This is a genomic window from Streptomyces sp. NPDC033177 (genome assembly GCF_055577715.1).
In genome coordinates, this window is record NZ_JBVIPS010000004.1 from 93530 (window position 1) to 117203 (window position 23674).

The 23674-nt window shown below is 70.1% G+C and carries 24 protein-coding genes; 16 read left to right on the top strand and 8 right to left on the bottom strand.

The window, feature by feature from the left end:
* Nucleotides 1–53: 53 nt before the first annotated feature.
* A complete protein-coding gene (locus ACZ5U5_RS15160) occupies nucleotides 54–1226 on the top strand; it encodes a cupin domain-containing protein (protein WP_469022422.1) in 1173 nt (390 codons plus the stop codon).
* 10 nt (nucleotides 1227–1236) lie between these two features.
* A complete protein-coding gene (locus ACZ5U5_RS15165) occupies nucleotides 1237–2133 on the top strand; it encodes a sucrase ferredoxin (protein ID WP_469021146.1) in 897 nt (298 codons plus the stop codon).
* Between the two features lie 115 nt (nucleotides 2134–2248).
* Here ACZ5U5_RS15165 and ACZ5U5_RS15170 read toward each other — a convergent pair whose 3' ends face one another.
* Complete coding sequence (locus ACZ5U5_RS15170) at nucleotides 2249–2479, bottom strand: chaplin (protein WP_371750002.1); 231 nt, start codon at nucleotides 2477–2479, stop codon at nucleotides 2249–2251.
* Nucleotides 2480–2654: 175 nt separating this feature from the next.
* A complete protein-coding gene (locus ACZ5U5_RS15175; RefSeq protein ID WP_469021149.1) occupies nucleotides 2655–3899 on the bottom strand; it encodes a cytochrome P450 family protein in 1245 nt (414 codons plus the stop codon).
* 504 nt (nucleotides 3900–4403) lie between these two features.
* On the opposite strand from ACZ5U5_RS15175, the gene ACZ5U5_RS15180 reads away from it, so the two are divergent.
* From ACZ5U5_RS15180 to ACZ5U5_RS15200, 5 genes are all read left to right on the top strand, one after another.
* Nucleotides 4404–4601 (top strand): hypothetical protein, encoded by a 198-nt coding sequence (locus tag ACZ5U5_RS15180; protein WP_363212987.1) that lies wholly within the window; start codon nucleotides 4404–4406, stop codon nucleotides 4599–4601.
* Between the two features lie 242 nt (nucleotides 4602–4843).
* Nucleotides 4844–5806, top strand: a complete 963-nt coding sequence (locus tag ACZ5U5_RS15185; RefSeq protein WP_469021152.1) for a PI-PLC domain-containing protein — start codon at nucleotides 4844–4846, stop codon at nucleotides 5804–5806.
* Nucleotides 5807–5880: 74 nt separating this feature from the next.
* A complete protein-coding gene (locus ACZ5U5_RS15190; RefSeq protein ID WP_469021154.1) occupies nucleotides 5881–6420 on the top strand; it encodes a GNAT family N-acetyltransferase in 540 nt (179 codons plus the stop codon).
* 81 nt (nucleotides 6421–6501) lie between these two features.
* Nucleotides 6502–7128 (top strand): TetR/AcrR family transcriptional regulator, encoded by a 627-nt coding sequence (locus tag ACZ5U5_RS15195; protein WP_469021157.1) that lies wholly within the window; start codon nucleotides 6502–6504, stop codon nucleotides 7126–7128.
* Complete coding sequence (locus ACZ5U5_RS15200) at nucleotides 7125–7982, top strand: alpha/beta fold hydrolase (RefSeq protein WP_469021159.1); 858 nt, start codon at nucleotides 7125–7127, stop codon at nucleotides 7980–7982. Before ACZ5U5_RS15195 ends, ACZ5U5_RS15200 begins: the two co-directional genes overlap by 4 nt.
* Before the next feature lie 90 nt (nucleotides 7983–8072).
* Here ACZ5U5_RS15200 and ACZ5U5_RS15205 read toward each other — a convergent pair whose 3' ends face one another.
* Nucleotides 8073–8636, bottom strand: a complete 564-nt coding sequence (locus ACZ5U5_RS15205; protein ID WP_469021162.1) for an STAS domain-containing protein — start codon at nucleotides 8634–8636, stop codon at nucleotides 8073–8075.
* 128 nt (nucleotides 8637–8764) lie between these two features.
* On the opposite strand from ACZ5U5_RS15205, the gene ACZ5U5_RS15210 reads away from it, so the two are divergent.
* From ACZ5U5_RS15210 to ACZ5U5_RS15230, 5 genes are all read left to right on the top strand, one after another.
* Nucleotides 8765–9127: a helix-turn-helix transcriptional regulator gene (locus tag ACZ5U5_RS15210; protein WP_469021165.1), complete on the top strand. Its 363-nt coding sequence runs from the start codon at nucleotides 8765–8767 to the stop codon at nucleotides 9125–9127.
* 85 nt (nucleotides 9128–9212) lie between these two features.
* Nucleotides 9213–9956, top strand: a complete 744-nt coding sequence (locus ACZ5U5_RS15215; RefSeq protein WP_469021167.1) for a peptidoglycan-binding domain-containing protein — start codon at nucleotides 9213–9215, stop codon at nucleotides 9954–9956.
* Between the two features lie 35 nt (nucleotides 9957–9991).
* Entirely contained in the window at nucleotides 9992–10381 is a 390-nt protein-coding gene (locus tag ACZ5U5_RS15220) for a DUF6086 family protein (protein ID WP_469021170.1), read from the top strand.
* Nucleotides 10382–10495: 114 nt separating this feature from the next.
* Entirely contained in the window at nucleotides 10496–11467 is a 972-nt protein-coding gene (locus ACZ5U5_RS15225; RefSeq protein ID WP_469021173.1) for a DUF3500 domain-containing protein, read from the top strand.
* A gap of 127 nt (nucleotides 11468–11594) precedes the next feature.
* Nucleotides 11595–12488 carry an SCO4651 family lipoprotein gene (locus ACZ5U5_RS15230; protein WP_469021176.1) on the top strand — a complete coding sequence of 298 codons (894 nt, stop codon included), beginning with the start codon at nucleotides 11595–11597 and terminating at the stop codon, nucleotides 12486–12488.
* 53 nt (nucleotides 12489–12541) lie between these two features.
* Here ACZ5U5_RS15230 and ACZ5U5_RS15235 read toward each other — a convergent pair whose 3' ends face one another.
* Complete coding sequence (locus ACZ5U5_RS15235) at nucleotides 12542–13210, bottom strand: hypothetical protein (RefSeq protein ID WP_469021179.1); 669 nt, start codon at nucleotides 13208–13210, stop codon at nucleotides 12542–12544.
* A gap of 76 nt (nucleotides 13211–13286) precedes the next feature.
* On the opposite strand from ACZ5U5_RS15235, the gene ACZ5U5_RS15240 reads away from it, so the two are divergent.
* The 3 genes from ACZ5U5_RS15240 (at nucleotide 13287) to ACZ5U5_RS15250 (ending at nucleotide 16816) form a co-directional block, all read left to right on the top strand.
* Complete coding sequence (locus ACZ5U5_RS15240) at nucleotides 13287–14069, top strand: class I SAM-dependent methyltransferase (protein ID WP_469021181.1); 783 nt, start codon at nucleotides 13287–13289, stop codon at nucleotides 14067–14069.
* A gap of 214 nt (nucleotides 14070–14283) precedes the next feature.
* A complete protein-coding gene (locus ACZ5U5_RS15245; RefSeq protein ID WP_469021184.1) occupies nucleotides 14284–15594 on the top strand; it encodes a lipase family protein in 1311 nt (436 codons plus the stop codon).
* A gap of 409 nt (nucleotides 15595–16003) precedes the next feature.
* Nucleotides 16004–16816, top strand: a complete 813-nt coding sequence (locus ACZ5U5_RS15250) for a methyltransferase domain-containing protein (RefSeq protein ID WP_469021187.1) — start codon at nucleotides 16004–16006, stop codon at nucleotides 16814–16816.
* Between the two features lie 13 nt (nucleotides 16817–16829).
* Here ACZ5U5_RS15250 and ACZ5U5_RS15255 read toward each other — a convergent pair whose 3' ends face one another.
* From ACZ5U5_RS15255 to ACZ5U5_RS15270, 4 genes are all read right to left on the bottom strand, one after another.
* Complete coding sequence (locus tag ACZ5U5_RS15255) at nucleotides 16830–18800, bottom strand: amylo-alpha-1,6-glucosidase (protein ID WP_469021190.1); 1971 nt, start codon at nucleotides 18798–18800, stop codon at nucleotides 16830–16832.
* Nucleotides 18797–20182, bottom strand: a complete 1386-nt coding sequence (locus ACZ5U5_RS15260) for an MGH1-like glycoside hydrolase domain-containing protein (RefSeq protein ID WP_469021193.1) — start codon at nucleotides 20180–20182, stop codon at nucleotides 18797–18799. Before ACZ5U5_RS15260 ends, ACZ5U5_RS15255 begins: the two co-directional genes overlap by 4 nt.
* Entirely contained in the window at nucleotides 20179–20979 is an 801-nt protein-coding gene (locus tag ACZ5U5_RS15265; protein ID WP_469021196.1) for a sugar phosphate isomerase/epimerase family protein, read from the bottom strand. Before ACZ5U5_RS15265 ends, ACZ5U5_RS15260 begins: the two co-directional genes overlap by 4 nt.
* Before the next feature lie 98 nt (nucleotides 20980–21077).
* Nucleotides 21078–22124 carry a zinc-dependent alcohol dehydrogenase gene (locus tag ACZ5U5_RS15270; protein ID WP_469021199.1) on the bottom strand — a complete coding sequence of 349 codons (1047 nt, stop codon included), beginning with the start codon at nucleotides 22122–22124 and terminating at the stop codon, nucleotides 21078–21080.
* Between the two features lie 136 nt (nucleotides 22125–22260).
* Between ACZ5U5_RS15270 and ACZ5U5_RS15275 the strand changes: the two genes are divergently transcribed.
* Complete coding sequence (locus ACZ5U5_RS15275) at nucleotides 22261–23667, top strand: ABC transporter substrate-binding protein (protein WP_469021202.1); 1407 nt, start codon at nucleotides 22261–22263, stop codon at nucleotides 23665–23667.
* Nucleotides 23668–23674 lie beyond the last annotated feature (7 nt).

The following is a 23674-nucleotide window of genomic DNA, read 5'->3' on the forward strand; positions in this document are numbered from 1 at the left end:
GCATCCCCGCGAGCGAGCTTCAGGACGGCGACGCCACAGCAGGCGTCGGCGTCCTGAAGCCACCCCTGGAGACACTCGTGGAGACACGGCTGACCGGCCTGAGTCAGGACCAGTTCGCCCGCGACGTCTGGGCGCGCACCGCGCTGCTCACACGCCGTGCGAGCGACTTCTCCGATCTGTTCTCCGCCGAGGCCGTGGACGAACTGACCTCGCGTCGCGGACTGCGTACGCCCTTTCTCCGCGTCGCCAAGGACGGCGCCACGCTCCCTGAGTCGTCCTTCACCTCGCCCGCCGGTGTGGGTGCCACCATCGGGGACCAGCTGGACGACACCGCTCTGTGGCGCATGTTCGCCGACGGAGCCACTCTTGTCCTGCAAGCGCTGCAGCGCACATGGGGGCCGGTCGCGGACTTCAGCGCACGGCTGAGCACGGAGCTGGGCCATCCGGTGCAGGCCAACGCCTACGTCACTCCGCCGCAGAACCGCGGATTCGACGACCACTACGACGTACACGACGTGTTCGTCCTGCAGATCGAGGGCACCAAGCGCTGGCTGGTCCGCGAGCCGGTCCATCCTGACCCCCTGCGCGATCAGCCCTGGACCGACCGCCGCCGGGCCGTCGCCGAGGCGGCGAAGAGCGAGCCCTGCATCGACACCGTTCTGGAGCCCGGTGACGTCCTCTACCTGCCGCGGGGCTGGCTGCACGCCGCCCAGGCACAGGGTGAGGTCTCCATCCACCTGACGCTGGGAATCCACAGCTGGACGCGTCACGCCCTGGCCGAACAGCTCGCCCAGGCCGCACTGGCGGTGCTGCGCGACGACCCCCACATGCGCGGCACCTTGCCCCTGGGCGTGAACGGGCCCGACGGCGAGATCGACCTCGTCCGCGAACGCCTGGTCGCCGCCATCACCCAGGCCGATCCCACTCCGCTGTTCCACCGCACCCGTCGGGGCCATGGACGACCCGCGGCACTGGGGCCGCTGGCCCAGCTCAAGGCCGTCGACGGCCTTGAACCCCTCTCACGCGTGAGGCTTCGCGGGGAGCTGGAAGCGCGGCTCGAGGGCCGGCGCCTGGCCACGCGCGTGGGCTGGCTGGACTTCCCGGAAACCGATCTGCCGTCGGTGGCCCGCATGCTCGACGGCGAGGTCCGCACCGCCGCCGATCTCGGCGTCGAACTCGTCGAGAGACTGCTGCGCGCGGGCGTACTGGTGCCCGCGGAACAGTGACGTGGCCCCGGTGACAGCGGCAGAACGCTTCTTCTGCGCTGACGCCGCGCGACAACGCGCCGACTCCCTGGCGGGCACAGCGCCGTACGGTTCCGTCTGGGTCCTCATCGAATACCGGGGCGGTTGGCCCCCCAACGGGTTCGACGGCCTCGACCTCGATCCTTCCACCAAGAAACACGTGTTCTCCGCCGCCCAAGCGGTGCGGGCACGCGTACTGCTCATCAGGCGGCCCGGACGCCGCAACCACGACGGCCCGAAACGATGGGCCGTGCTACGCCACGACAACTCCGGTGCTCACCGCCAGAGATGGGGCACATGGAGTGTCGACCAGGACCTGTCGGACATCGCCGATGTGCTCAACACCCCGGGGGAACTCGGCTGCCCACCCGTCGTCCTCGTCTGCGCCCACGGCCAGCACGACACCTGCTGCGCCGTACGCGGCCGCCCGGTGGGAGGTGCTCTCGTCGAGCGGTGGCCGAACCTGGTGTGGGAATGCACCCACGTCGGCGGCGACAGATTCGCGGCCAACGTCGTCGTCGCTCCCGATGGCGTCTACTACGGCAATCTCGACGCCGCCTCATCCGTGGCGGTGATCGAGGAGCACTTGGCCGACCGCATCAACGCGCGGCACCTGCGCGGCTACACGGACCTCTTCCCGCCGCAGCAGGCTGCTCTCTCGGCCGTACTCGAACGCTTCGGTCCGGCCGGCCGCCACGACTACGAGGTCGTCGACACGGCCCGCGAAGACAACCACTGGCGCATCCGCTTCACCGGCCGCCCACCCCACCCGACGACCATCGACGTCGAGGTCCACTCCCACCGCACACCACCCTGCCAGCTCACATGCCGCGGACTGTCCATGAGTTCCGCCGCCGTGTACGAGGTCACTTCGATCAACGTCGGCTGAGCGGGCGTGGGAGAGCAAGCCGACAACAAGCGAGCGTGCCACCGAAAAGGAGGGTCGGTGGCACGCTCGCTCGGGCCGTGTCGAGCCGAGGGCTCTCACGGTGTTACGCGGCTGGTCAGCGGTTGACGCAGGTGTTGCCGAACGCCGGGTTGAGCAGGCCGATGACGTCGACGGTGTTGCCGCACACGTTGACCGGGATGTGGACCGGGACCTGAGCCTGGTTGCCCGAGAGCACGCCCGGCGAACCCACGGCAGCACCCTGGGCACCGGCGTCAGCGGATGCCAGACCAGCAGCGCCCATCACGAGGCCACCGGTGGCCAGCACCACGCTCATCGTCTTCTTCATGGCAGACATACTTCTTTCTCCTTGGGTTCGATCAAACAAGAGGCGCCAAGCCAGCCTCAACAGACATCGCGCGGCCGGAGCACCCCGCTTCTTTGGCGCCTGCGCTGGTCAACGCCCTGATCGGACTCCGGACACGCCCATTCCCCCAAATGCCGAACCCGAGGGGAATCGTTCGTCAGTTCCCGTTGTCGGGGCGGAGGATGACCGGCAGCTCCTGGTGGCCGTTGGAGATGAACGACTCCCCGGGGCGCAGTGTGGACGCGGGGGCGGCCAGGGCGAGATCCGGGTAGCGGGTGAACAGCGCCCGCAGCGCGGTCTCGGCCTCCATCCGCGCCAGGGCGGCACCGAGGCAGACGTGGACGCCATGGCCGAAGGCGAGGTGGTTCTTGCTGACCCGGGTCAGGTCGAAGGTGTCGGCGCTCGGACCGTGGAGGTCGGGGTGACGCCCTGCCGCCGCGTAGGAGGCGAGGATGGCCTCGCCCTGACGGATCGTGAGGCCCTGCTCCAGCGAGATGTCCTCGACGGCGAACCGCATGGGCAGGTGGGCGACGGGCGCCTCATAGCGCAGCGTCTCCTCGACGACGTCCGTCCATGTGCTCTTGCCCTCGCGGATCAGCGCGAGCTGTTCGGGGTGGCTGAGCAGCGCGGCGATGGCCTGGTCAAGGAGGTTGACGGTGGTCTCGTAACCTGCGCTGATCACGAGGAGGAGAGTGTCGAGGAGTTCCTGCTCGGTCAGCGCGGAACCGTCGCCTTCCTCGGTGTCGTCGCGGGTGGCGATGAGTACGGAGGTCATGTCCTCGCCGGGCTCGGCACGCTTGGCCGCGACCATGTCGGCCAGGATCGCGTACAGCTCCTTGGTGTTCTCGGCGGCCTGATCAGGGCTGAGCGTGGTGTCGAAGACTCCGTCGACGGTACGGCGGAAGTCCGGCTGCGAGTGCTCGGGAAGCCCCATGAGTTCGCTGATGACCCGGATGGGAAGCGGATAGGCGAAACGGTCGCGCAGATCGGTGGGTTCTCCGGCGGGGACGGTGGCGAACTCGTCGAGCAGAGCGTGGGATATCTCCTCGATACGCGGCTGCAGGGCGGCGATGCGGCGCGCGGTGAAGGCCGGGCTGACCAGACGCCGCAGGCGCCGGTGGTCGCCTCCGAAGGCGGTGAACATGTTGTCGACGGCCACCCACAGCGCGAGCGGCCAGGTGCCGAGCACCTTGTCGGGGAACAGCGGCCAGTGCTGCCGGGGATCCTTGGAGACGCGCGGATCGGTGAGGAGCTGTTTGAGCAGGGCCGGGTCGGTCACGGCCCATGCCTCGACCCCCAGGACGTCGACGCGGGCGGCCGGGCCGCGCGAGCGCAACTCGGCGTCTTCCGCGTGCCGGTCGCTGCCGGTGGCGTCCAGGACGAGGATCTGGTGCTGGTCCATGCGGGGGCTCCTCAAGGTGTGGGGGATACGGGGCTGCACGGCGGTCGGCGGCAGGGGATGGCAGGCTCCATCTCGGCTGGTACGGCGCGGAGTTGTGCAACGGTGGCGGCCTGACGGATCAGCAGCCGGTCGGTGGTCTGGGCCGGGCAGGAGACACAGTAGTTGTCCATCTGCGGGCGGGTGAAGGCGACTTCGGGGCGGGTGACTTCGGGTGGCCCGGGTGGTGAGGATGACGCGGCGATGCGGTGACGTCCCGGGCCGGTGACTCCGGCGTAGCGGCCGAATGGCGGCGTCCTTCGGGTCGGTCGTGCAAGAGATCGAATCGCTGCGGCGCGTTGACCGTCGAGGGCACGCGCTGCCGGTGGATCATCGGAATGTACGGCGCATGCTCGAGCCCCCTGGTCGCCTGGGAGGCGCTGCTGGAAGAGCGCCAGGAGAGGGAACAGGAAGAGGGCTGCGAGCGCGCCGAGCGCGACCGTCGCCGCGCGGAGGAAAGAGACTGCAATGACCGACGCCATCGTCCTGCTCGGAGTGGTCATCGGATTGTCTGTGCAGATCCAAGCGGTGTGGGACCTGAGCCGTGCCCCGCGCGAGGGGGAGGACGCGGATGCCGTGCAGGCTCAGGCGATCCTCTTGGCCATGGCGGGAGCGCTGTGCGCTGTCGTGGCCCTGGGCGTGGCGCTTTTCGTCCCCGCTTACTGAGTGCCCTCGCCTTCCTGGCGGTGTGCCGGGGCCGTCGCGTGACGGAGCGCATCCTCCTGCTACCCCCTATCACCCCCTATTACCCATGGGTAACTTGACGTAGGGTGCTGCGGGCGCGGGCAGTAGCCCCGCCGGCTGCACAGAAGGCAGCCACCGTACGGCAGACGGGCTGCCGCACCACGCAGCCCGGGGAACAGAAAGGACCCGTCCTCATTACCGCATCATGTCGGCTTCGCGCCGCAGTGCTCCCCCTGGCCCTGGTCGTCTCCACAGCCGCCTTGGGCACCGGAGCCGCAACGGCCGCACCGCAGGACGAGACCTCCAAGGCCGCACCGAACGCGGCCGAGCAACGCCCCACCTGGGCCATCGCCCACCGGGTGCTGACCACGGGCGGGGTGACCACGGCGCTCTCCAACGGGGCCAACGCACTGGAGATCGACGCCACGGCCTGGCGCAAGGGCTGGTGGGCGGATCACGACGGCACCCTCACCAGCGCCGGCGACACCATGGCGGACATGTTCGACCAGGTGGCGAAGGAGCACGAGGGCGGGCGTCGTGTCTCCTTCGTCTGGCTCGACATGAAGAACCCCGACTGGTGCGACAGCAGTGACCCCGAGTGGCGCCACTGCTCCGTGGCCGCGCTGCGGGACCTGGCGCGCGAGAAGCTGGAGAGCAAGGGGATCCGCGTTCTCTACGGCTTCTACGGCACGGAGGGCGGCAGCGGTTGGCAGAGCCTCCTCGGTGACCTGAAGCCCAAGGAAGCGGTCAGCTACAGCGGCGACTACGCGCAGGTCCGGGACGGCTTCGCCGAGCACGGGCCCGATGTCCCCGGCGATCAGCGGGTGATGGACAACGGCCTGTTCAACATGGCGCTGAAGTTCGGCGGCATCCGCAAGGAACTCGAGGCCGGCAGGCAGGCCAGGGATGCCGGGGACCTCGCGCAGACCGTCGGCTGGACGGTGAGCAAGGGCGACGGGGAGCGCGCCGCCACGCTGCTCGACTCCACCGACGGCAGTGCCGCCGTGGACAGCCTGATCTACGGCAATCGGATGTCGTGCTACCCCGACGGCGTCAACGGCCCGAAGGGCTGCGGAACCGACGACAGCGCGGTGCGGGAGTCGCTCTCGTACATCACGGACTACGTCAAGGCCCACCCCGGCACCCGCCGCATGGCCACCCCGAAGGACATCCCCTTCGGCAGCTGACAGCGACGGGCCAAGGGGTTGCCCGGCCGGGCAACCCCTTGGCCCGGCTGCGGGGGAGAGATCATCATGTGGGGATGTCTGAGAACAACGGATCCTCCATGGCGCCGACCATGATGCGGCTCGCCCGGTACACGAAGACGGAGCAGAGCGAGATCCTCGGCGACGGGGACGACCCCTTCGGCGTTGCCGAGACCGGCCTGACCTGGCTGCCCAAGGAAGAACACTTCGGAGTCAGGCTCGGCGAACGGCTGGTGGCACACGCGGGCCTGCTGCGGCTGCCGGTTGCGGTCGGCGACGTACGGACGGACGTGGTGGGCGTCGGTGGCGTGGCCGTCGCGCCGGACATGCAGGGCCGGGGTCTTGCCCGGCTTGTCGTCACCGCGGCGCTCGACCACGCGCGCACCATGGGGCCGCGGCACGCGCTCCTCTTCTGCCGGCCTCCCCTCGTACCGCTGTACCAGCGCCTCGGGTGGCACCCGATCGACGAGGACGTCCTCGTCGAACAGCCCGAACGCCGCCTGGTGACCATGCCGTTGTGGACCATGGTGACGCCCCTCCGCGAGGACGCGTACTGGCCTTCAGAGTCAGTGCGTCTGTTTTCTCTGCCCATGTGACGCTGCTTGCCCGCGCCTGGAAACACCCCTAAATTTAGAGACCTCTCTAAGTTCGATGGCTGGCTAGTGGCGGGGGTGGGCATGGTGCCGGGGAGCGATGGGGGACTGCGGGAGCGGCACAAGGCGCGGCGGCGCTCACGGATCGTGGAGGCGGTGCGTGAACTCCTGCGTGAGGGGCCGGAGTCGGGGATCAGCGTCGAGCGGATCGCCGACCGCGCGGAGGTGGCTCCGGCGACCGTCTACAACCTGATCGGGCCGCGCGAGAGGATCTGGGAGGCGCTCGCGGCCGGATTCATGGAGGAGCTGGAGCACCGCCTGGCGGGGCAGGGGAGCGGCGACCCGCATGCGGTCGTCCGCACGACGGTGCAGCTCTTCGTGGCCGACCCGGTGGTCTCGCGCCGTATGGTGCGCGCGTGGGAGGCGAGCGGTCTGGTGCTCGACCACAGCCCGCTCACCCGGCTCCGTGAAGCGATGGAAGAAGCGGGGGCCCAGGGCCTGTTGCGCGCGGACGTCGACATCGACGCGCTGGCCGCGGTGGTTGCCGCCGCATGCGTGGGCGCGCTGCATCAGTGGGTGGCCGCTCTCATCGATGACGACCGGTTCCTTTCGCGTGCACTGTTCGCCCTGGACGTCGCACTGGCCGCGGCGGCCACGGACCCCTGCCGCGAAAAACTGCTGGAGCCGCTGCGCCGCCGGAGTGCGGGATGACGGCGGGTGCGCGGCCCGGGCCACGCAGCTTCGTGGGCGGCGGCGGGCTCGTGATGGCGGCGGATGTGTGGGGCGATGAGGCCCGGCCGCCCCTCCTCCTGCTGCACGGTGGTGGTCAGACGCGGCACGCCTGGGACCGTACCGGTCCTCGGCTGGCCGCGCTGGGGTGGCGGGTCATCGCCCCGGATCTGCGGGGGCACGGGGACAGCGGATGGTCGGCCGACGGTGACTACGATCTGGACCTGTTCGCGCAGGATGTGCGGGCGCTGGTCGCTGAGATCGGCGGCCACCCGGTACTCGTCGGCGCCTCGCTGGGCGGCCTGAGCGCGCTGCTCGCCGCCGGGGAAGCACCCAGGGCCGCGATACGAGCACTGGTGCTCGTCGATGTCGCCCACCGCCCCGATCCCCGCGGCTTTCACCGGATCGTGGAGTTCATGCGCGGCGCCCCGGAGGGCTTCTCCAGCGTGGAGGAGGCGGCTGCGGCGGTCGGCGCTCATCTGCCACAGCGCTCGCGCCCGGTGGGCAGCCCCGGCCTGCGGAACAACTTGCGACGCCAGGGCGATCGGTGGATCTGGCACTGGGATCCGAGGATGCTGGACAGCTTCGAGGGCCGGATGGACCCGCCGGGCATGGCGGAGCGTCTGCTGTCGGCCGGACGCCGCGCCGGTGTGCCGCTCCTGCTCGTCCGGGGCCAGGTCAGCGATGTCGTACGCGAGGACATCGCCGAGCAGTTCTGCGACCAGGTCCCCGGTGCGCAGCGCGTGGAGGTGGCAGGCGCGGGCCACATGGTGGCCGGCGACCGGAACGAGCACTTCCTTGACGCGATCATCCCGTTCCTGAACGGCATCGGGTGAGCGTGCGGCCGGGGGAGAGGGCGCACGAGGAAGCCCGACCCCGGCCACGTGGACGGCTCGTGTACCGAGCGCGTAGCAGGGGTTGACGGTTCATGGGGCGCCCGGCGAAGGTGCGGGAGGCGTCGCCGTGGTGGCAGGGCTCGGCTGCGGCACGGCGCCGGGCTGCTCTGCCGGGGGCGTTCCTGGCTGCGGCAGGGTGCAGGCCTGGAGCTCGGTCTCATGGCCCGGCTCGTCGCACGGCTCATGGCCGGGCGACTCGCTCGGCTCGAAGAGATCGCGTATGGCAGTCAGCTCGAACACCCGGTCCACCGCGGGGCTGCTGGAGAGCACCGTCACGGACTTGCCGTGTCGCAGCGCCAGTCGGCGCAGGTCAAGCATGAGGTTGGTCCCCGAGCAGTCGCAGAACGTCACCTCTCTCAGATGCAGGTCGATGCCTTGGGTCGAGACGCTCAGGGCACGGAGCAGGTCGGGCCGGAGTTGTTGGCACGTATCGAGGTCAAGCTCTCCGCGCATGATCACGGTCAGCCGGGCGCCGTCCGGCACGGTGTCGACCGTGGCCGGCAGCTGAAGCCGGGGCAGCAACGGATGGGTGTCCCATGCGTGCTCGGCAGCCTCCCCGCCGGGGGGCCGCTCTGAGTGTGCAGGCTCCGGCATGGCCTCTCCCTCTCGTCTTGCCCAGCGCCGCTCCTAGGCTGCACTCCACCACCCAAGCACGTCAACTAATACCTGAAAAGGAGTACGTGTTTTTGAAAACGTGTACGCACGGTCGCTAGAGTTGGCGCATGGATGGAGTGCCCGAGCCCCACACCGGATGGACGTTTCTCACCAACCACGCGCGGGTCCTTGCGGCTATCGCCGACAACCGCAACGCCCGCATCCGTGACATCGCCGCGCGCTGTCGGCTCACCGAGCGCGCCGTCCAGAAGATCATTTCCGACCTCGAGAAGGACGGATACCTCTCCCACGTCCGGCGGGGACGCACCAACACCTACCGGATCGCGCCCAGCGAGGCGCTGCGCCACCCGGCCGAGTCCGGACTGGTCGTGGCCTCGCTCCTGTCCCTGCTGCTGCGGGACGAAGCCGACCGCGCCACGTCTTCGGACGCCGAGGGCCGACCCATCGCGGTTCCGCTTATCCGGTCCTGAGACGGCGATCAACGCAACCTTAAGGATCACGGTCCGAGGCCGTCAGCGAGGGATCGGCGGCGCGCTGACGTCTACGTTCGGTCGTGTGAGTTCCGAAGCAACCGTTCCAGACCCGTCCATGTACCCGGCTCTTTCCTCCTACCTGACGCGGACGACAGAGCGCCGACCGCGTACGGCGTTCGGAGTTCCGCGCCTGGCGGACGAGACGACGTACACCACAGCACCCCCAAGCGCGTCGCCCACTTCCGCCAGAGAGCGGAAGGGCCGCCACCGTGCGTCCGCCGCCGCACGTCGACCGCCGCGCCCGGCCACCTCCCGCCATGGCGCGCCCAGAACCCGGTGGGGCATCCCACCGCTCTCGTACGGCTACGCGTCCGCGGCCCTCTTGACCCTCACCGCCGCGCTCCTGGCCCAGACCCACGGCGCCGCCCCGGTCAGGCCGCACGCCGCACCCCCCGCTGAGCAACCGGAAACTCCCCGGCGCGAGCCCCCACCCGCGCCCGACAAGGCACCCACCACATCCAACCCGCCCGGCAAATCCGCCCCGCACCGGAGCTCCCCTGCGGACACCGACGCCGCGCCCCACCACTCAAGGGCCTCGGCCAAGAACGCGTCCAGCGTGCTGCGCGTGGGCAACACGGGCGGCTCCGTGCGGCAGTTGCAGGAGCAGCTGCGACAACTCCGGCTCTACACCGGTCCCGTGGACGGTTACTACAGCCACGACGTGGCAGCCGCGGTCGCGCGCATGCAACAGGCACAAGCCATCCCCGAACCACTCGGCGTCTACGGCCCCGGCACCCGCACCGCCATCAGGACCGCGGCCATGTAAGGCTGTGCGATGGCTGCTGAACAGGGGGATCGGTCATGAGCATGTACTTCGATGTCGGTGACGAGACACTGTGGAATCCGTCGAACGGCGCGGGACTCCTCTTCCTGCGGCATGTCGAGGTCTTCGAGGCGGAGCTCGGGCTGCCCTCTGGCATCGGCCAGGGCAAGCACTGGGGCGATCCGGACACGCTTGAGGTCGATGTGGTCGTGTACGAGGAGTTCGCGCGCGGCTTGGTCCACTGGCATTGCCGGACACAACACTCCGTGATCCGTACTCTCTCCGAAGGGTTTGTGGCGACGGCGCTCGCGCTCGCGCGGCGCGCGGGCATCGAGGTGGAGATGCCCGGACCCGGGGCCGACTCTTCGGCTGTAGCCGATGCACTGAACACGCGGGCAGTGCAGGTGGACCGCTCGATGGCCCACTGAGGGCGCCGGTGGGTGCCGGTGGGCGGTGGGCCGGATCCGGTGTCGTGGCGTGGCCGGATGACGCATCATGGGCCCCAGGGGACGACATCGCCCTGCGGTGGGGGAGGAGGCACGGTGGACGTATATCGGTGGGAGGCGGCGGCCGCGGAGGTGCGGGAGGCCGTCCATGAGCTGCTGCGCGTGCTGGAACCGGAGCATGTGCGTGTGTTGCGCGACGTGCCTGCGCGGCTGGACGCGCCCGAGCTGCGGGAGTGGACGTACCTGCCGGGCTCGCGCCCCGGGTTGTCCACCGAGAACCTGGACAGCCATCAGCGCGCTGCCGTCGACGCCGTGCTGACCGCGGCGCACAGCGCCGCGGGGGCGGAGCTGGCGCGCGGGGCGATCGAAGTGGAGCGGTATCGCCGTGCGTCGGTCGGCGGCACGGGCGGCGACCGGTACTGGGTGCGCCTGTTGGGCGACCCGGACGACGGCGGCCCCTGGGGCTGGCGGATGAACGGCCACCATCTCGCCGTACACGTACTGATCACGGCGACCGGGATGCGGGTGACACCGCACTTCATCGGTTCGGAACCGGCACGCGTTCCGGACGGCCCGCAGGCGGGCCGCCGACTGCTGGGGCCGGAGGAGGACCTGGCCCGACAGCTGGTCACGGACCTGGACGACGGGCGTCGGGGCAAGGCCGTCTTCGCTGCCGCACCGCCCGACGACATCTTGACTCGCGATGATCCGTTCGCCGATCCGGACCGGCTGCCGACCGGCCTGACGTACGGCGACATGACCACCGGCCAACAGGACATGCTCGAACGCCTGGTGCGCCGCTACCTGGACCGCGCGCCCGCCGCGTATGCACGGGAGTGCTGGTCCGACACCTTGGCGCAGGGGCTGGACGCCCTCTCGTTCGCCTGGGCCGGTGGCCGCGAGCCGGGGGAACAGCACTACTACTGCGTGCGGGCCCCGGACTTCCTCATCGAATACGACAACACCCAGGACGACGGCAACCACGCCCACTCGGTCTGGCGGCACATCCGCCACGACTGGGGTGCTGACCTGCTCCGCGCGCACTACACGGAGCAGCACGGAGCCTGACCGGAGCTGTCGTTCTGTCTACTGCAGGGAGCGTAGAAAGATCCACCGAATGCGTGGGGTGTCATGCATGGGGCACCTGAGCGCAGACCTGACACAGGCTCAGTACTTGTATCGAGGGGTGGATTCGATGATCAACGTTACGTCCCGCGCTTCCCGTCTGGCACTCCTTGGTTCGGCCGGTCTGTTGGGGGCCACCGCCCTGACGGGCTGCGGTTCCGGAGATGACGGCGACCAAGGCTCGCGATCGGCGGGCGAAGAGCGTGCGAAGTCCCCGGCGCAGGTGGTGCAGGCCACCAACGACAAGACGTCGCAGGCGGGTTCGGCCCAGGTGAAGGTGGTTTCGACGGCCAGCGCGGGCGGCCGCAGCGAAACCGTCGAGGGATCCGGCGTGATGGACTTCGGCGACGGGAAGAGCCGCATAGAGCTGGGTCAGCAAGGCCAGCGGATCGAGCAGCGGATCGTGGACAAAGTCCTGTACCAGAAGCCCCCCAAGGGCAGCGGCGGGCTGCCTGGGGGCAAGGCGTGGACGAAGATCGACCTCAAGCGGCTGCAGGCCGCGGGCGGGTCGGGCGGAACCAAGATCAGTGATCCCGCGGACTCCTTCGCCTACACCAAGTCGCTGTCCGAGAAGGACGTGAAAAAGGTCGGTCAAGAGCAGGTCGGCGGCGTGAAGACCACGCATTACCGCGTCGCGGTCGACGTGGAGAAACTGGCCAAGGGCAGTCCGGAGCAGCAGAAGATGCTCCGGCAGCAGCTCGGCGACACCCTTCCGATGGACCTGTGGATCGACGGCAAGGGGCTGACGAGGCGTCAGCAGATGAAGCTCTCGATGTCGGGTGAGGGCGGCGGCACGTCCAAGGCGTCCTCCGGTGAGAAGGCGTCCTCCGGTGAGAAGGTCAAGGCGAAGGTGGTCATGGACTTCAGCGACTTCGGCACCGACGTCGCCGTGAAGGCGCCCGAGGCCGCCGACACGGTGGACATGACCAGCAAGGTCATCAAGCAGGGGAAGCAGAAGGCCTGATCGTCCAGGGACCGGCGGTGACCCGAGAGGGTGCGACCCGGCGAGGCCGAGGGTCAGTTCTGGTTCACCGGCCAGACCGCGGCCGGATCGCAGTGGGCCGGGCACGCCAGCAGATAGATCTCGTTGCCGAGGAACAGGGCATCCGTGTCGCCGCCGAATTCCATGCCCTCGGGCACCTGGCAGACGTACACCAGCTCGGCTCCGCACGCACACGTGTAGTGCTCGGGTTCCTGCGCCCAGGACGGCGTACCGCCGACCTTGAACGTCTGGGAGCCGAGCCCTTGCGTGCCAGGGGTGTCCGCGAAGGCCTTGAGTGTCAGGGGCAGGCCGATCAGTGATGGTTCCGCCTCGGACACCGGCTTCGCGGCACGCTGGAGCAGTACACGCCAGAACGGACTGGGGTGGGGTGGCTGCGGGGCATCCCAGTACTGGGGCACGAGCCGACCCGCGGACAGCTGAGGATCGGACGGGTCGTTGTGCGTACGGCAGTGGAAGACCAGCAGGTGGTCTCCGCCGAAGTGCTCCACATCCTGGGGAATGTCGAGCTGGAAGAACAGCGCCATCCGCCTGCCGCAAAAGCACTCGGGCCACGACTGGGCCTCATCGAGGAACGGCCAGCCGCCCACCGAGTTCCGTGCCGGCCGGTCCAGCGGCTCGACACCGACCTCGATCGCGTGGGCGGGCAGCACTGTCGGCAAGGTCTTCGCGTCACTTTCGGCCATGGGCACACAATAAAGCGCGGTGAGCGTCGCGCTCCGGGCGGCCGGTGGCCCCAGCGATCATGTCAAAATGCTCCGTATGTCGGGTCGCGCACTGAGCTTCGGATCGATGGCGGATGCCTACGAGCGGTATCGGCCGGGGTATCCCGTGGAACTGTTCGACAGGGTGATGGCGTACGCGGACCGGCCGGTTCTGACCGCCCTTGAGATCGGCGCCGGAACAGGCAAGGCGACCCGCCTGTTCGCCCTGCGGGGCGTCGAGGTCACCGCGACCGACCCCGATGGGGAGATGCTCGCCGAGCTGCGCAAGCACGTACCGGCAGGTGTCCGGACCGTGCGGGCCGCGTTCGAGGACTTGCGGCCGGGCGACCGATACGGGCTGGTGTACGCGGCAGCAGCCCTGCACTGGACGAGACCGGAGGGTCGCTGGACACGCGTGGCCGCGTTTCTGGAGCCCGGTGGCGTGTTCGCCTCGTTCGGCGGGCCGATTCACTTGGCAGACCCAGCTGTGCGGGAGGCCGTCCGGGTGGCGCGCGCGCCGTTCCTGGAGAGTGATGAGATTCCCTCCCCGGACGGAACGCCTCCGGAACAGGACATGCAGTGGCCGGGTACGGAGCTCCAGCACAGCGAGTTGTTCACCGACGTCCAGCAGTTCACGATCCGCAGGCGCCTGACGATGGGGGCACGCGACTACATCGGCCAGCTCTCCACCATCTCGGCCTATTTGATGCTGCCGCCCTCGGAGCGCAAGCAGGTTCTGCGGCACATCGCACGGGTTCTGCCGGAGACGGTCGAGGTCGCCGCCGACCTCACTGTTCATCTCGCCCGCCGGAGCACACCCGAATTCCTAGATCTTTTGTGATCCGGAGGGGGTGGCGGCACCACGGCGATGACCGTTCTCAGGGGCCGGATCACCGCTACCATCAGGCGATATGCCGAGGGCCGCGAGGGCTTCGGGGGAGTCGCGGGCGCCATGGCCGGTGTCGCCGCGCCCTGCACATCTATGGCCGTATTACTGACGGGTCAGTACGGTGCTGGCCAACCCCCCTTGCCCACAGGAGAGTTGGGAGAGCTGCATGATGTCAGCCCTACGCAGACGACCGGTGGCCGCGAGTGCCGTGCTCGCGGTGGCGGTGCTCGGGCTTCCCGGGTCCGCCGCCGCGGAGAGTGCGCATGCGCCGGTTGGTGCCTCGGATGCCACCCCCGCTGCCGATTCGGCGGCTCGGGCCGCCGGGAAGGCCCCCAGCGCCGCCGAGCACGGCAAGGACAAGCGCCACGGCCACGGCCAGGCCGGGAAGCATTCCGGCAAGAAGAAGGCCCCCGGCAAGATCCTCAGCTCGAAGCCGTCCTCGTTCCAGTACACACCGGGCGTTCCGACCCCCACCAAGGCGTGGAAGATCACCTATAGGTCGACCACCGCCGCCGGACGCCCCAATACGGTCTCCGGCACCGTGATCGTTCCCGACGACGGCAAGGCCACCCCGCGTCCGCTGATCACCTACGCCGTCGGCACGGTGGGCCTCGGCGACAAGTGCGCGCCCTCCGCCGGCTTCCCGGGCGGTACGACGGCCGAGGCGCCGCTCGTCAACGCCGCGCTGGTACGGGGCTACGCCGTCGTCGTCACCGACTACGAGGGCCTCGGCACCCCCGGGGACCACACCTACATGGTCGCCAAGGCGCAGGGCAGCGCCGTCCTCGACGCGGCGCGCGCGGCCCAGCGGCACCCCCAGGCAGCGAAGTACGGGGTCTCCAAGAGCGCGCCCGTCGGGATCATGGGCTACTCGCAGGGCGGCGGCGCCAGCGCTAAGGCCGCCGAGATGGCCGCGACGTATGCTCCCGAGCTGAAGGTCAAGGGGACGGCAAGTGGCGGGGTCCCCGCCGATCTCGCCAAGGTCGCCGAATCGCTCGAAGGCGGGGACAGCGCCGGCTATCTGCTGATGTCCGCTGTCGGCCAAAACGCCGCTGACCCGTCCCTGGCGCTCAACAAGTACCTCACCAAGGAGGGCCGCAGGCTCGCCAAGGTGGTGCGCAACGAGTGTGTCGGTACGGTCCTGGAGGCAGGGCGCGGCAAGACCATCGAGGACGTCACCACCTCCAACCCGCTGGACCGGCCCCAGTGGCAGAAGGCCATCGCCAAGCAACTGATCGGCAGCAAGCGCCCGTCCGCGCCGACCTTCGTCTATCACGGCGACGCGGACGAGACGATCCCCTACGCGGTCGGCCAGGAGTTGCGGGCCGACTGGTGCGCGAAGGGCAACGCCGTGGAGTGGAGGTCCTTCGCCGGGCAGTCCCATGTGGGAACGGCAATCCAGGGCAACGGCCCGGCACTTGAATGGCTGGGCCAGCGCTTTGCCGGCGAGCCGACATCGGGCAACTGCGGGACCTGAGCCTGCAACCCACTCCCGCAGCCTGGCCACCGCCGTCCACGGACGGAGGTGGCCAGGCTGCGACACATGGACATAGTGATCCCGCGCACTGGGACGCGGCCGCACAACTGGAGTCGTACGGCGCCCGCCACACCTCCGAGCAGGTGGTCGGACACGACAGGGTGATCACCTCGGCCGGGGGTCTCCTCCGGCATCGACATGGCCATCCGACTGGCCGCCCTGCTCAGTGACGAGGTGACCGCACAGGTGATCCAGCTCTACACCGAGTACGGTCCGCACCCCCCCTTCGATAACCAGCAATAAGGCGGCGCCCGGGGGGAGTTGAGCCGTTTCCTGCGGAACATCGCTTCGTTGGCCAAGCTGTCCTGGCACGAGACGCGCCCCCGCCCCAGATTCAGAGATCCCCATGATGAATTCCTGGACCACGCCTGACCGTCCCGGCGAACCGCTCGGCGAAAAGCTCGCCGACCGCTACGCCCGCCGCAGCAGTTCGCTCCGCGGTGCTGTCCGACATCAGCTCGTCGATCGCGCTCTGGCCGAGCACCTGCCGGACGCGCGGCCGCAGCAGGTGCTCGACGTCGGCGGCGGCACCGGCGTCCAGGCACGGATGCTGGCCGGGCGCGGACACCATGTCACCGTGCTCGACCCCGACGAAGCCATGCTGGCCAGAGCCCGCTCCAACTGGCTGCCACACGCCCACGACGCATCGGGCAGCGTCACCTTCCGCCGCGGCTTCGGTGAGCAAGCCCCGCGCCTTGTCGGCACCGGGTGGGACGCGGTGCTGTGCCACGGCGTCCTGATGTACCTCGAGGACCCGGCCCCGCTGCTGCGCGCACTGGCCCAGTGCCTGCGGCCCGGCGGCATCATCTCCGTCCTCGCCTATCAGGCCGACGCCCTGGCCATACGGCGAGGACTGGCCCGGGACTGGAGCGGCGCGCTGAACGCGCTGCACAGCCCGGTCGAGGACAACAGCATCGGCACGGTCAGCCGCGGCGTGGACCGCGCGATGGTCCTGCGGATCTTCGCCGAACACGGCCTGGAGCTTGTGCAGTGGTACGGGGTACGGGTGTTCACCGACCACCTCGAGGACGAGACCTCCGGCGACGACTTCGACCAGGTGCTGCAGGCGGAGTGGGAGGCCGGCCGGATCGACCCCTACCGGCGCGTCGCCCGCCACTTCCACCTCATCTCCCGTGCCGGGCAGATCCAGACTTCGACGTGATCGGCGCCGGTCGCTACGACACCGCGTTCAGAGCGGTGAGGACGGCCAACGGCGTTGCCGCGGCCCACGCCTGCGGCGAACAGGAGTGGGGGTAGGGGACCGGCTGCTGGTGCTGGGTGCGGTCGTAACCTGCCATGACCTCGGGCAGTCGGTGGCTCTGGTGTGTGGATGCGGCCACCAGCCCATGGGCGATGCTGCGCGCCTCGTGGGTGAGGCCGCAGCGGGCGAGACCGAGCAGGATCACCGCGTTGTCGTGCGGCCAACAGGTGCCGCGGTGGTAGGAGAGCGGGTGGTATCCGGGTTGCCCCGAGGCCAGCGTACGGATGGCCCACCCGGTGAAGAAGTCGGGCTCCAGGAGGCGTTGGCCCACGCGGCGGGCCTGCGCCGCGTCGAGGATGCCGGACCACAGGAGGTGACCGGCGTCCGAAGCCAGGGAGTCGACGTGCCTGCCCTCGCCGTCCAGCGCGAGAGCCGGGAAGTCGGGGCCCGCCATCCAGAAGTCACGTGCGAAGCGCGCTCGCAGCTGGGCCGCCGCCTCGTCGAGCCGGTCGGCGTAGGGGGCGTCGTCCCACAGTGAACGGGCGAGGCGCGCGGTCCGGACGAGCGCGTCGTACGCGTAGCCCTGAGCTTCGGCGACGGCGATCGGCCCTTCGGCCTGTGTGCCGTCGAGGAAGCAGATCGCGCCCGCGGAGTCCTTCCAGTTCTGGTTGACCAGGCCCTGCGGGTCGGGCGAGTAGACCAGGTAGCCGCGGTCGTCCAGGCCGCCGTCACCGAACATCCAGGCCACGGCGGCCCGTGCCTGCTTCTCCAGGCGCAGGGCGAGGTCGTGGTCGCCGGTTGCCTGGTTGTAGCTGTCCAGGAGCACCAGGAAGAGCGGGGTGGAGTCCACCGAGCCGTAGTAACGGCCGTACGGCACCTGGTGGAAGTGGGCCAGCTCGCCGTGCCGGATCTCGTGCACGATGCGGCCCGGCTGCTCGTTGCGGAAGGCGTCGTACTCCGTGCCCTGTGTCGCGGCGAGGGCGCTGAGCGTGCCCGCCGCCAGCTGTGGCCGGTAGGGGAGCGCGAAGAGGGAGGTGAGCAGCGAGTCCCGCCCGTAGAGCGACAGGAACCAAGGGACCCCGGCACCCGGCACGCGCACGCTCTCCCCGTCCGGGCCGGGAGCGGAGACCCGCAGCGACGCCAGGTCGCTCAGCCCGCGGGCGCACGCGGCGGCCAGGCCGTCGGGGGCGTCGGGTGGCATCGGCAGCGGTGCGCCGACGAAGTCCGCGCGGTCGGCGGCCAGGTCGGCGGCGGCCTGGGAAGGTGTGCCGGCTGGGGCGGTCACGGGTGCGCCGGGGGCGTGGGCCGTGGCCGTCAGCAGCAGTTGGGCGGCGCCGTGTGCCGGAAGTTCGATGTGCCACTCCAGCCGGTGAGCGGTGCTCACCACCGTTGCCACCGTTTCCACCGCCCCAACCGGCTCCACGGCCGTCGGCGCGGGGGCAGCCGACACCGTGGTGCGTGCGAGCCAGGCATCGCGCTCGTAGGCGAAGGCGATGCCGTCGGGGCGGATCGTCGCGGTGCGCCGGGCGCCGTCCTTGGCGTAGTGCCGCTTGTCGGAGCGGAGTTCGAGCTGGTCGGCGAAGTCGGCGTCCACGGTCAGGCCGAGGACGGCGGTGGTCGGGGCGGGGCGGTTGTTGACCAGACGGATGGATTCCGTCAAGGCCCCTTCCGCGAGGGCCTGTTCGCGGAAGACGGTGTAGGGCGGGGGTTCGTCGCGGGTGCCCGGCGGGGTGAGCGCACACTGGGCGGACACCTCACCGGCGGAGGGGACGAGCACGAGGGGCGCGGTGCCGTCGACCGTCAGGGTCCACCGGCTGACATGGCGTGCGTCGCGGTGGAACAGGCCGTCGGGCGCGGTGCCGCGGCGGCCGGTCAGTCCTCCGTCGGCGCCCAGGACGGCGAAGGTGCCGCCGTGGATCAGGGTGGTGTCCGCTGCGCCGTTCACGTACGCGCTCCGTTCGAGGGGCTTGAGTGGCCGGGGTCCGCGGGCCGCCGGCCGGCCAGCAGATCGAGGGTGAGGGCTGCGGTCCAGCCGAAGTCGCGGGTGCCGCGGGCCTGGGCGGTGACCGGGTCCACGTACTCGGCGAAGCCACTGGCGCCCGCGGCACCGAGCATGGCCGTGCGCAGCGCGTTTGCCGTGCGGGATTGTCCGTACTGGCGCAGGCCGCGCTCCAGGAGCCAGTTGGTGTTGAACCAGGCAGGACCGCGCCAGTAGCGCGAGGGGTCGAAGGCGTGCCCGTCGAAGTCGTAACTGGGCGCCATGGGCACCGAGCCGAGCCGGAAGCCGGGGCCTGCCGCCGTGGTGAGCAGGGCTTCGACGATGTCCCGGGGGAGTGCGGGGACGATGAGCGGCACCAGGCCCGCGATGCTGCGTTCGGCGATGAGTTCGCCGCTGACCAGGTCGCGGTTGAGGAACATGCCGTCGGCGGGTGACCAGAGGCGCTCGACCAGCGCGGTCGTCAGGCGGGCGGCCCGCTCTTCGTGCGGGGCCGGTTCCGCGCCGATCTCGGCGGCGATCTTGGCGAGGGCGTGTTCCGAGACGATCAACAGGGCGTTGACGCACGGGTCCTCGACGGCGAAGGCGTGGTGGCCGACCGCGTCCGTGTAACCGCTGTCGCGGTAGTCGGTGGCCAGCCGCACATAGCGTCCGTAGTCCAGGTCGGTGGGGCGTTCGGCGGGCTGCCCGTGGTCGAGGTCGGCGCGTCGGTAGGAGCCGGGGGCGACGGGGTCGATGCGTGCCAACGGGCCGTCCCAGCAAGGGCTGTTGTCCATGCCGGGCTCCCATGGATGCACCATGGCGGCCAGCCCTCCGCGGCCAAGGTCGCGCGGGCCGGTGAGGTAGTCGTGCCAGGCGGCGAGCCGGCCGTACAGGCGGGGCAGGAAGTTCCGGCGGTGCGAGGCCTGCGGGTCGGCCTCGTGCACGAGCCAGGCGGCCAACGCGTGGACCGGAGGCTGCACGATGCCGGAGGTCTCGGTGTGGGCGGGCGCTCCTGCGGTGGCGCCGGCCGTGGAGGAGCGCCAGAAGTCGGGGCTGGGGAAGTAGGCGTCCAGTGGCACCAGCGGGTTGAAGACGATGTGGGGGACGCGCCCGTCGGCCCACTGGGCGCCCAGCAGGCTCTCCAGCTCGCGCTGGGCCCTGCGTACGGAGAGATGCCGCAGGCCGATCGCGATGAAGGCCGAGTCCCAGCTCCACTGGTGGGGGTACAGGCCGCGGGAGGGAACGGTGGAGATGCCGGTCCAGTTGCGGAGCAGGACCCGTGCCGCACCGCGCCGAAGGGTCAGGTCATCGGCTGCGGCGGGCACGGGGGTTTCGAGCAGCGAGGTCACGCGCCGGACCTCCGCAGGAACGCGGGGACGGAGCGCACCGCCTCGACGGGGTCGCCGGTCAGGCGGCACTCGGCGGCGAGGTACCCCTCGAAGCCGATGGTGTGCAGGGCGCCGAGCCAGGCGGGCCAGTCGAGGTGACCGGCTCCCGGCTGGAACCGGTTGGAGTCGCTGACCTGGGCGTGCCCGATGTAGGGGGCGGCGGCGATGATGGCGGCTGCCGGGTCGGATTCCTCGATGTTCATGTGGTAGCTGTCGATGCCGATCCGCACGGAGTCGAGGCCCACGGTGCGGATCAAGTCGGCCGCCTGGTCAAGGCGGTTGACCATGTGGTCCTCGTAGCGGTTGAGCGGCTCCAGGTAGAGGGTGACGCCTTCGGCGCGGGCGTGCTCGCCGAGTGCGGTCAGTCCTTCGAGAAGCACCTCGCGGTCCTGCTGCTCGGAGCGCGGCGGCTCGAACGGCGGCAGGCGGCGCGAGAACATGCCGTACGAGGCCGGGGTCTGCACGCCGAGCGCGCCGATCTCGGCTGCCACGCTGAGCTGCGACTTGATCTGCTCCAGCGCGTCGCGGCGCAGGTCGTCGTCGAACGCGGCGAAGAAGTGGAGCATGTCGACGCAGACGGTCGGCATGACCACCCCGTCGGCGGCGGCCTGCTTCAGCTCGGGAAGGCGGTCGCGGAAGTGGAAGTCACCCTTGGAGCGCAGCTCGACGGCGTCGTAGCCGGCGTCCTGCGCGAACGCCCACTTCTCCTGGAGCGTGTCGCCCGGGAGGAGCTGTTCCTGGCAGGCGGTTTTCAGCATGGTGAAGCCTTTCAGCGCTGAGGGTCAGCGATCTGGTGGGTCTGGGTGACTGCTCGTGGGCCGATCCGGGGGGCGGGGCTCAGAACTGTGGGAGGGGCTCAGAACTCCAGCACGATCTGCAGGGCGTCGGCGGGGCGTTCGTCGAGCAGCACGTAGGCATCGGCGGCGTCCGCCACCGGGACGACGTGGCTGACCAGGGACTTCACGTCGACCTGGCCTTCGGCCACCAGGGACAGGAAGGTCTGCTGGAGCCGCTCGACGGTCCACCGTCCGGCCAGCTGCGGGGGAACCCCACCGATCTGGGAGCAGATCAGCTGCACCCGGTTGTGGTGGAACTCGTCGCCCAGGCGCAGGCCGGCGCCGTCGCCCTGGTAGAAGCCGGAGGCCACCACGCGGCCGCCGACGGTGACCGACCGCAGGGCCTCGTGCAGGGCCGGGTACACGCCGCTGATCTCGATGGCGACGTCGGCGCCTGTGCCGCCGGTGGCCTCGCGGATGCGTTCGGCGACGGTGTCGGTGCGGGCGTTGAGGGTGTGCCGTGCGCCGTACTCACGGGCCGTGGCGAGCCGTCCGTCCAACGCGTCGACCGCGGTGACGCGCGCGCCGTTGAGCTGGGCGAGGCGGGTGGTGAGCAGACCGATGACGCCTTGGCCGAAGACCGCCACGTCCTCGCCGAGGTGGATGTCGGCGGCGAGCACCGCGTTGTACGCGATGGCGCCGACCCGGGCGAAGGCCCCGGCCAGTGGTTCGAGGCCGGAGGGCAGAGTGTGGCCGATCATGCGCTCGGCCGGGACGATGCCCTCGCTGCGGTGGCCCCAGATGCCCCAGACCAGATCGCCGGGGGACGGCATGCCCGGCGTGCCCATGAGTTCGGGGGAGACCTCGGTGACCTCGCCGACCTCGGAGTAGCCCCACCCGGCGACCGGGTACTCGATGCCGGCCGCGCCGTCGCGGAAGATGCGCGCCTCGGCGTCCCAGGTGCGCGTCAGATAGGGGTTCGTGCCCCGGTAGGCGGTGAGTTCGGTGCCCGCGGAGATGCCGGAGTAGCGGGTGCGCACCCGCAGATGGCCGGTGGGCAGCGCGGCACTCTCGTGCTCGGCTACTTCGACCTGGCGGGGGCCGGTGAACTGGACGACGCGTTCCACGGGAGCTCCGGAAGTGCTGGGAATGGGTGGTTCTCGATGACTTACGTCGAAGATATCTCAGAGTTATGTCTTGTCAACACGCAAAAGTGGTGCTGAGATGCTCGGGAGAAGTGCATGAGTGGCGTGAGGACACAGCATGTTGATGAAAACCCGGCGGTCGAGGGCGGCCCGCCTCGGGCTCGCCGCGACCTTGGCCGCGGGCCTGCTCGCCGGCTGCTCCGGCAGTTCCACCGCCGAACGGCAGGCGGACAACACGATCACGGTGTGGTCGCAGGAGAACCTGCCTCCCCGGATGGCGGCGACCGAGAAGATCGTCAGCCGTTTCGAGAAGGAGACGGGCGTCAAGGTCGACCTGGTCGGCGTGGACGAGGCGCAGCTCCCGCAGCTGATCATGTCGGCGGCCGCGTCCGGCAAGCTCCCCGACGTCATCGGCGCCGTCCCCATGGGCCAGGTCTGGCAGATGTACGGCAACGGCCTGCTGAACACCAAGGTCGCCGACCAGATCGTCAAGGACCTGGACCCGGACACCTTCAACGCCAACGCCCTGTCCCTCACCGAGGACCGCGGCACCCGCCTCGGCGTCCCCTCCGACGCCTGGCTCCAACTGCTGGTCTACCGCAAGGACCTCTTCGCCGATGCGGGCCTGAAGGCGCCGGACAGCTACGCGACAGCCATGAAGGCCGCGGCCGCCCTCGACAAGGACGGCAGGGCGGGCATGTCCGCCGCCACCGACCCCTCGGACGTCTTCACCCAGCAGAGCTTCGAAGACCTCGCCCTGGCCAACGACTGCCGCCTGGTCGACCCGGCGGGCCAACCCGCCCTCGACTCACCCCAGTGCCGCAGGGCCTTCGCCGCGTACGACGCCCTCGCACGCGAACACGGCGCCTCCGGCACCCAGAGCGTGGACACCACCCGCGCCACCTACTTCGCCGGCAAGTCCTCGATGATGATCTGGTCGTCCTTCCTGCTCGACGAGATGGCCGGCCTGCGCTCGGACGCGCTGCCCAGCTGCCCGCAGTGCAAGAAGGACCCCAAGTTCCTGGCCCGCAACACCAAGGTGATCACCGCCCTGCAGGGCCCCGACGGCAAGGAACCCGCCCAGTTCGGCGAGATCACCTCCTGGGCCGTCACCAAGACCGCCGAGAGCGGCGCCTCGCGCAAGTTCATCGAGTACATGATGAGCAAGGGCTACGAGGACTGGTTCGGCATGGCCCCCGAAGGCAAGATCCCGGTCCGCACCGGCACCAAGAGCGAGCCCGGCTCCTTCGACCGGGCCTGGCGCTCCAGCGTCATGGGCGTCGACCGCCGCGCCTCCATGCAGAAGGCCTACCCGCCCGAGCTCCTGGACCGGCTCGTCGCGGGCGTGGGCGACATGAAGCGCTGGGGCCTCACCGAGGGGCAGGGCGCGCTGGTGGGCGCGACCAACGGCGAGCTGCCCGTGGCCAAGGCCATCGGGGCGATGACCAGCGGCCAGATCTCGCCGGACGAAGCCGCCAAGGAGGCCAACGACGAGGTGGCCGCGCTCCAGAAGTCCCTCCAGTAGTCAGCCG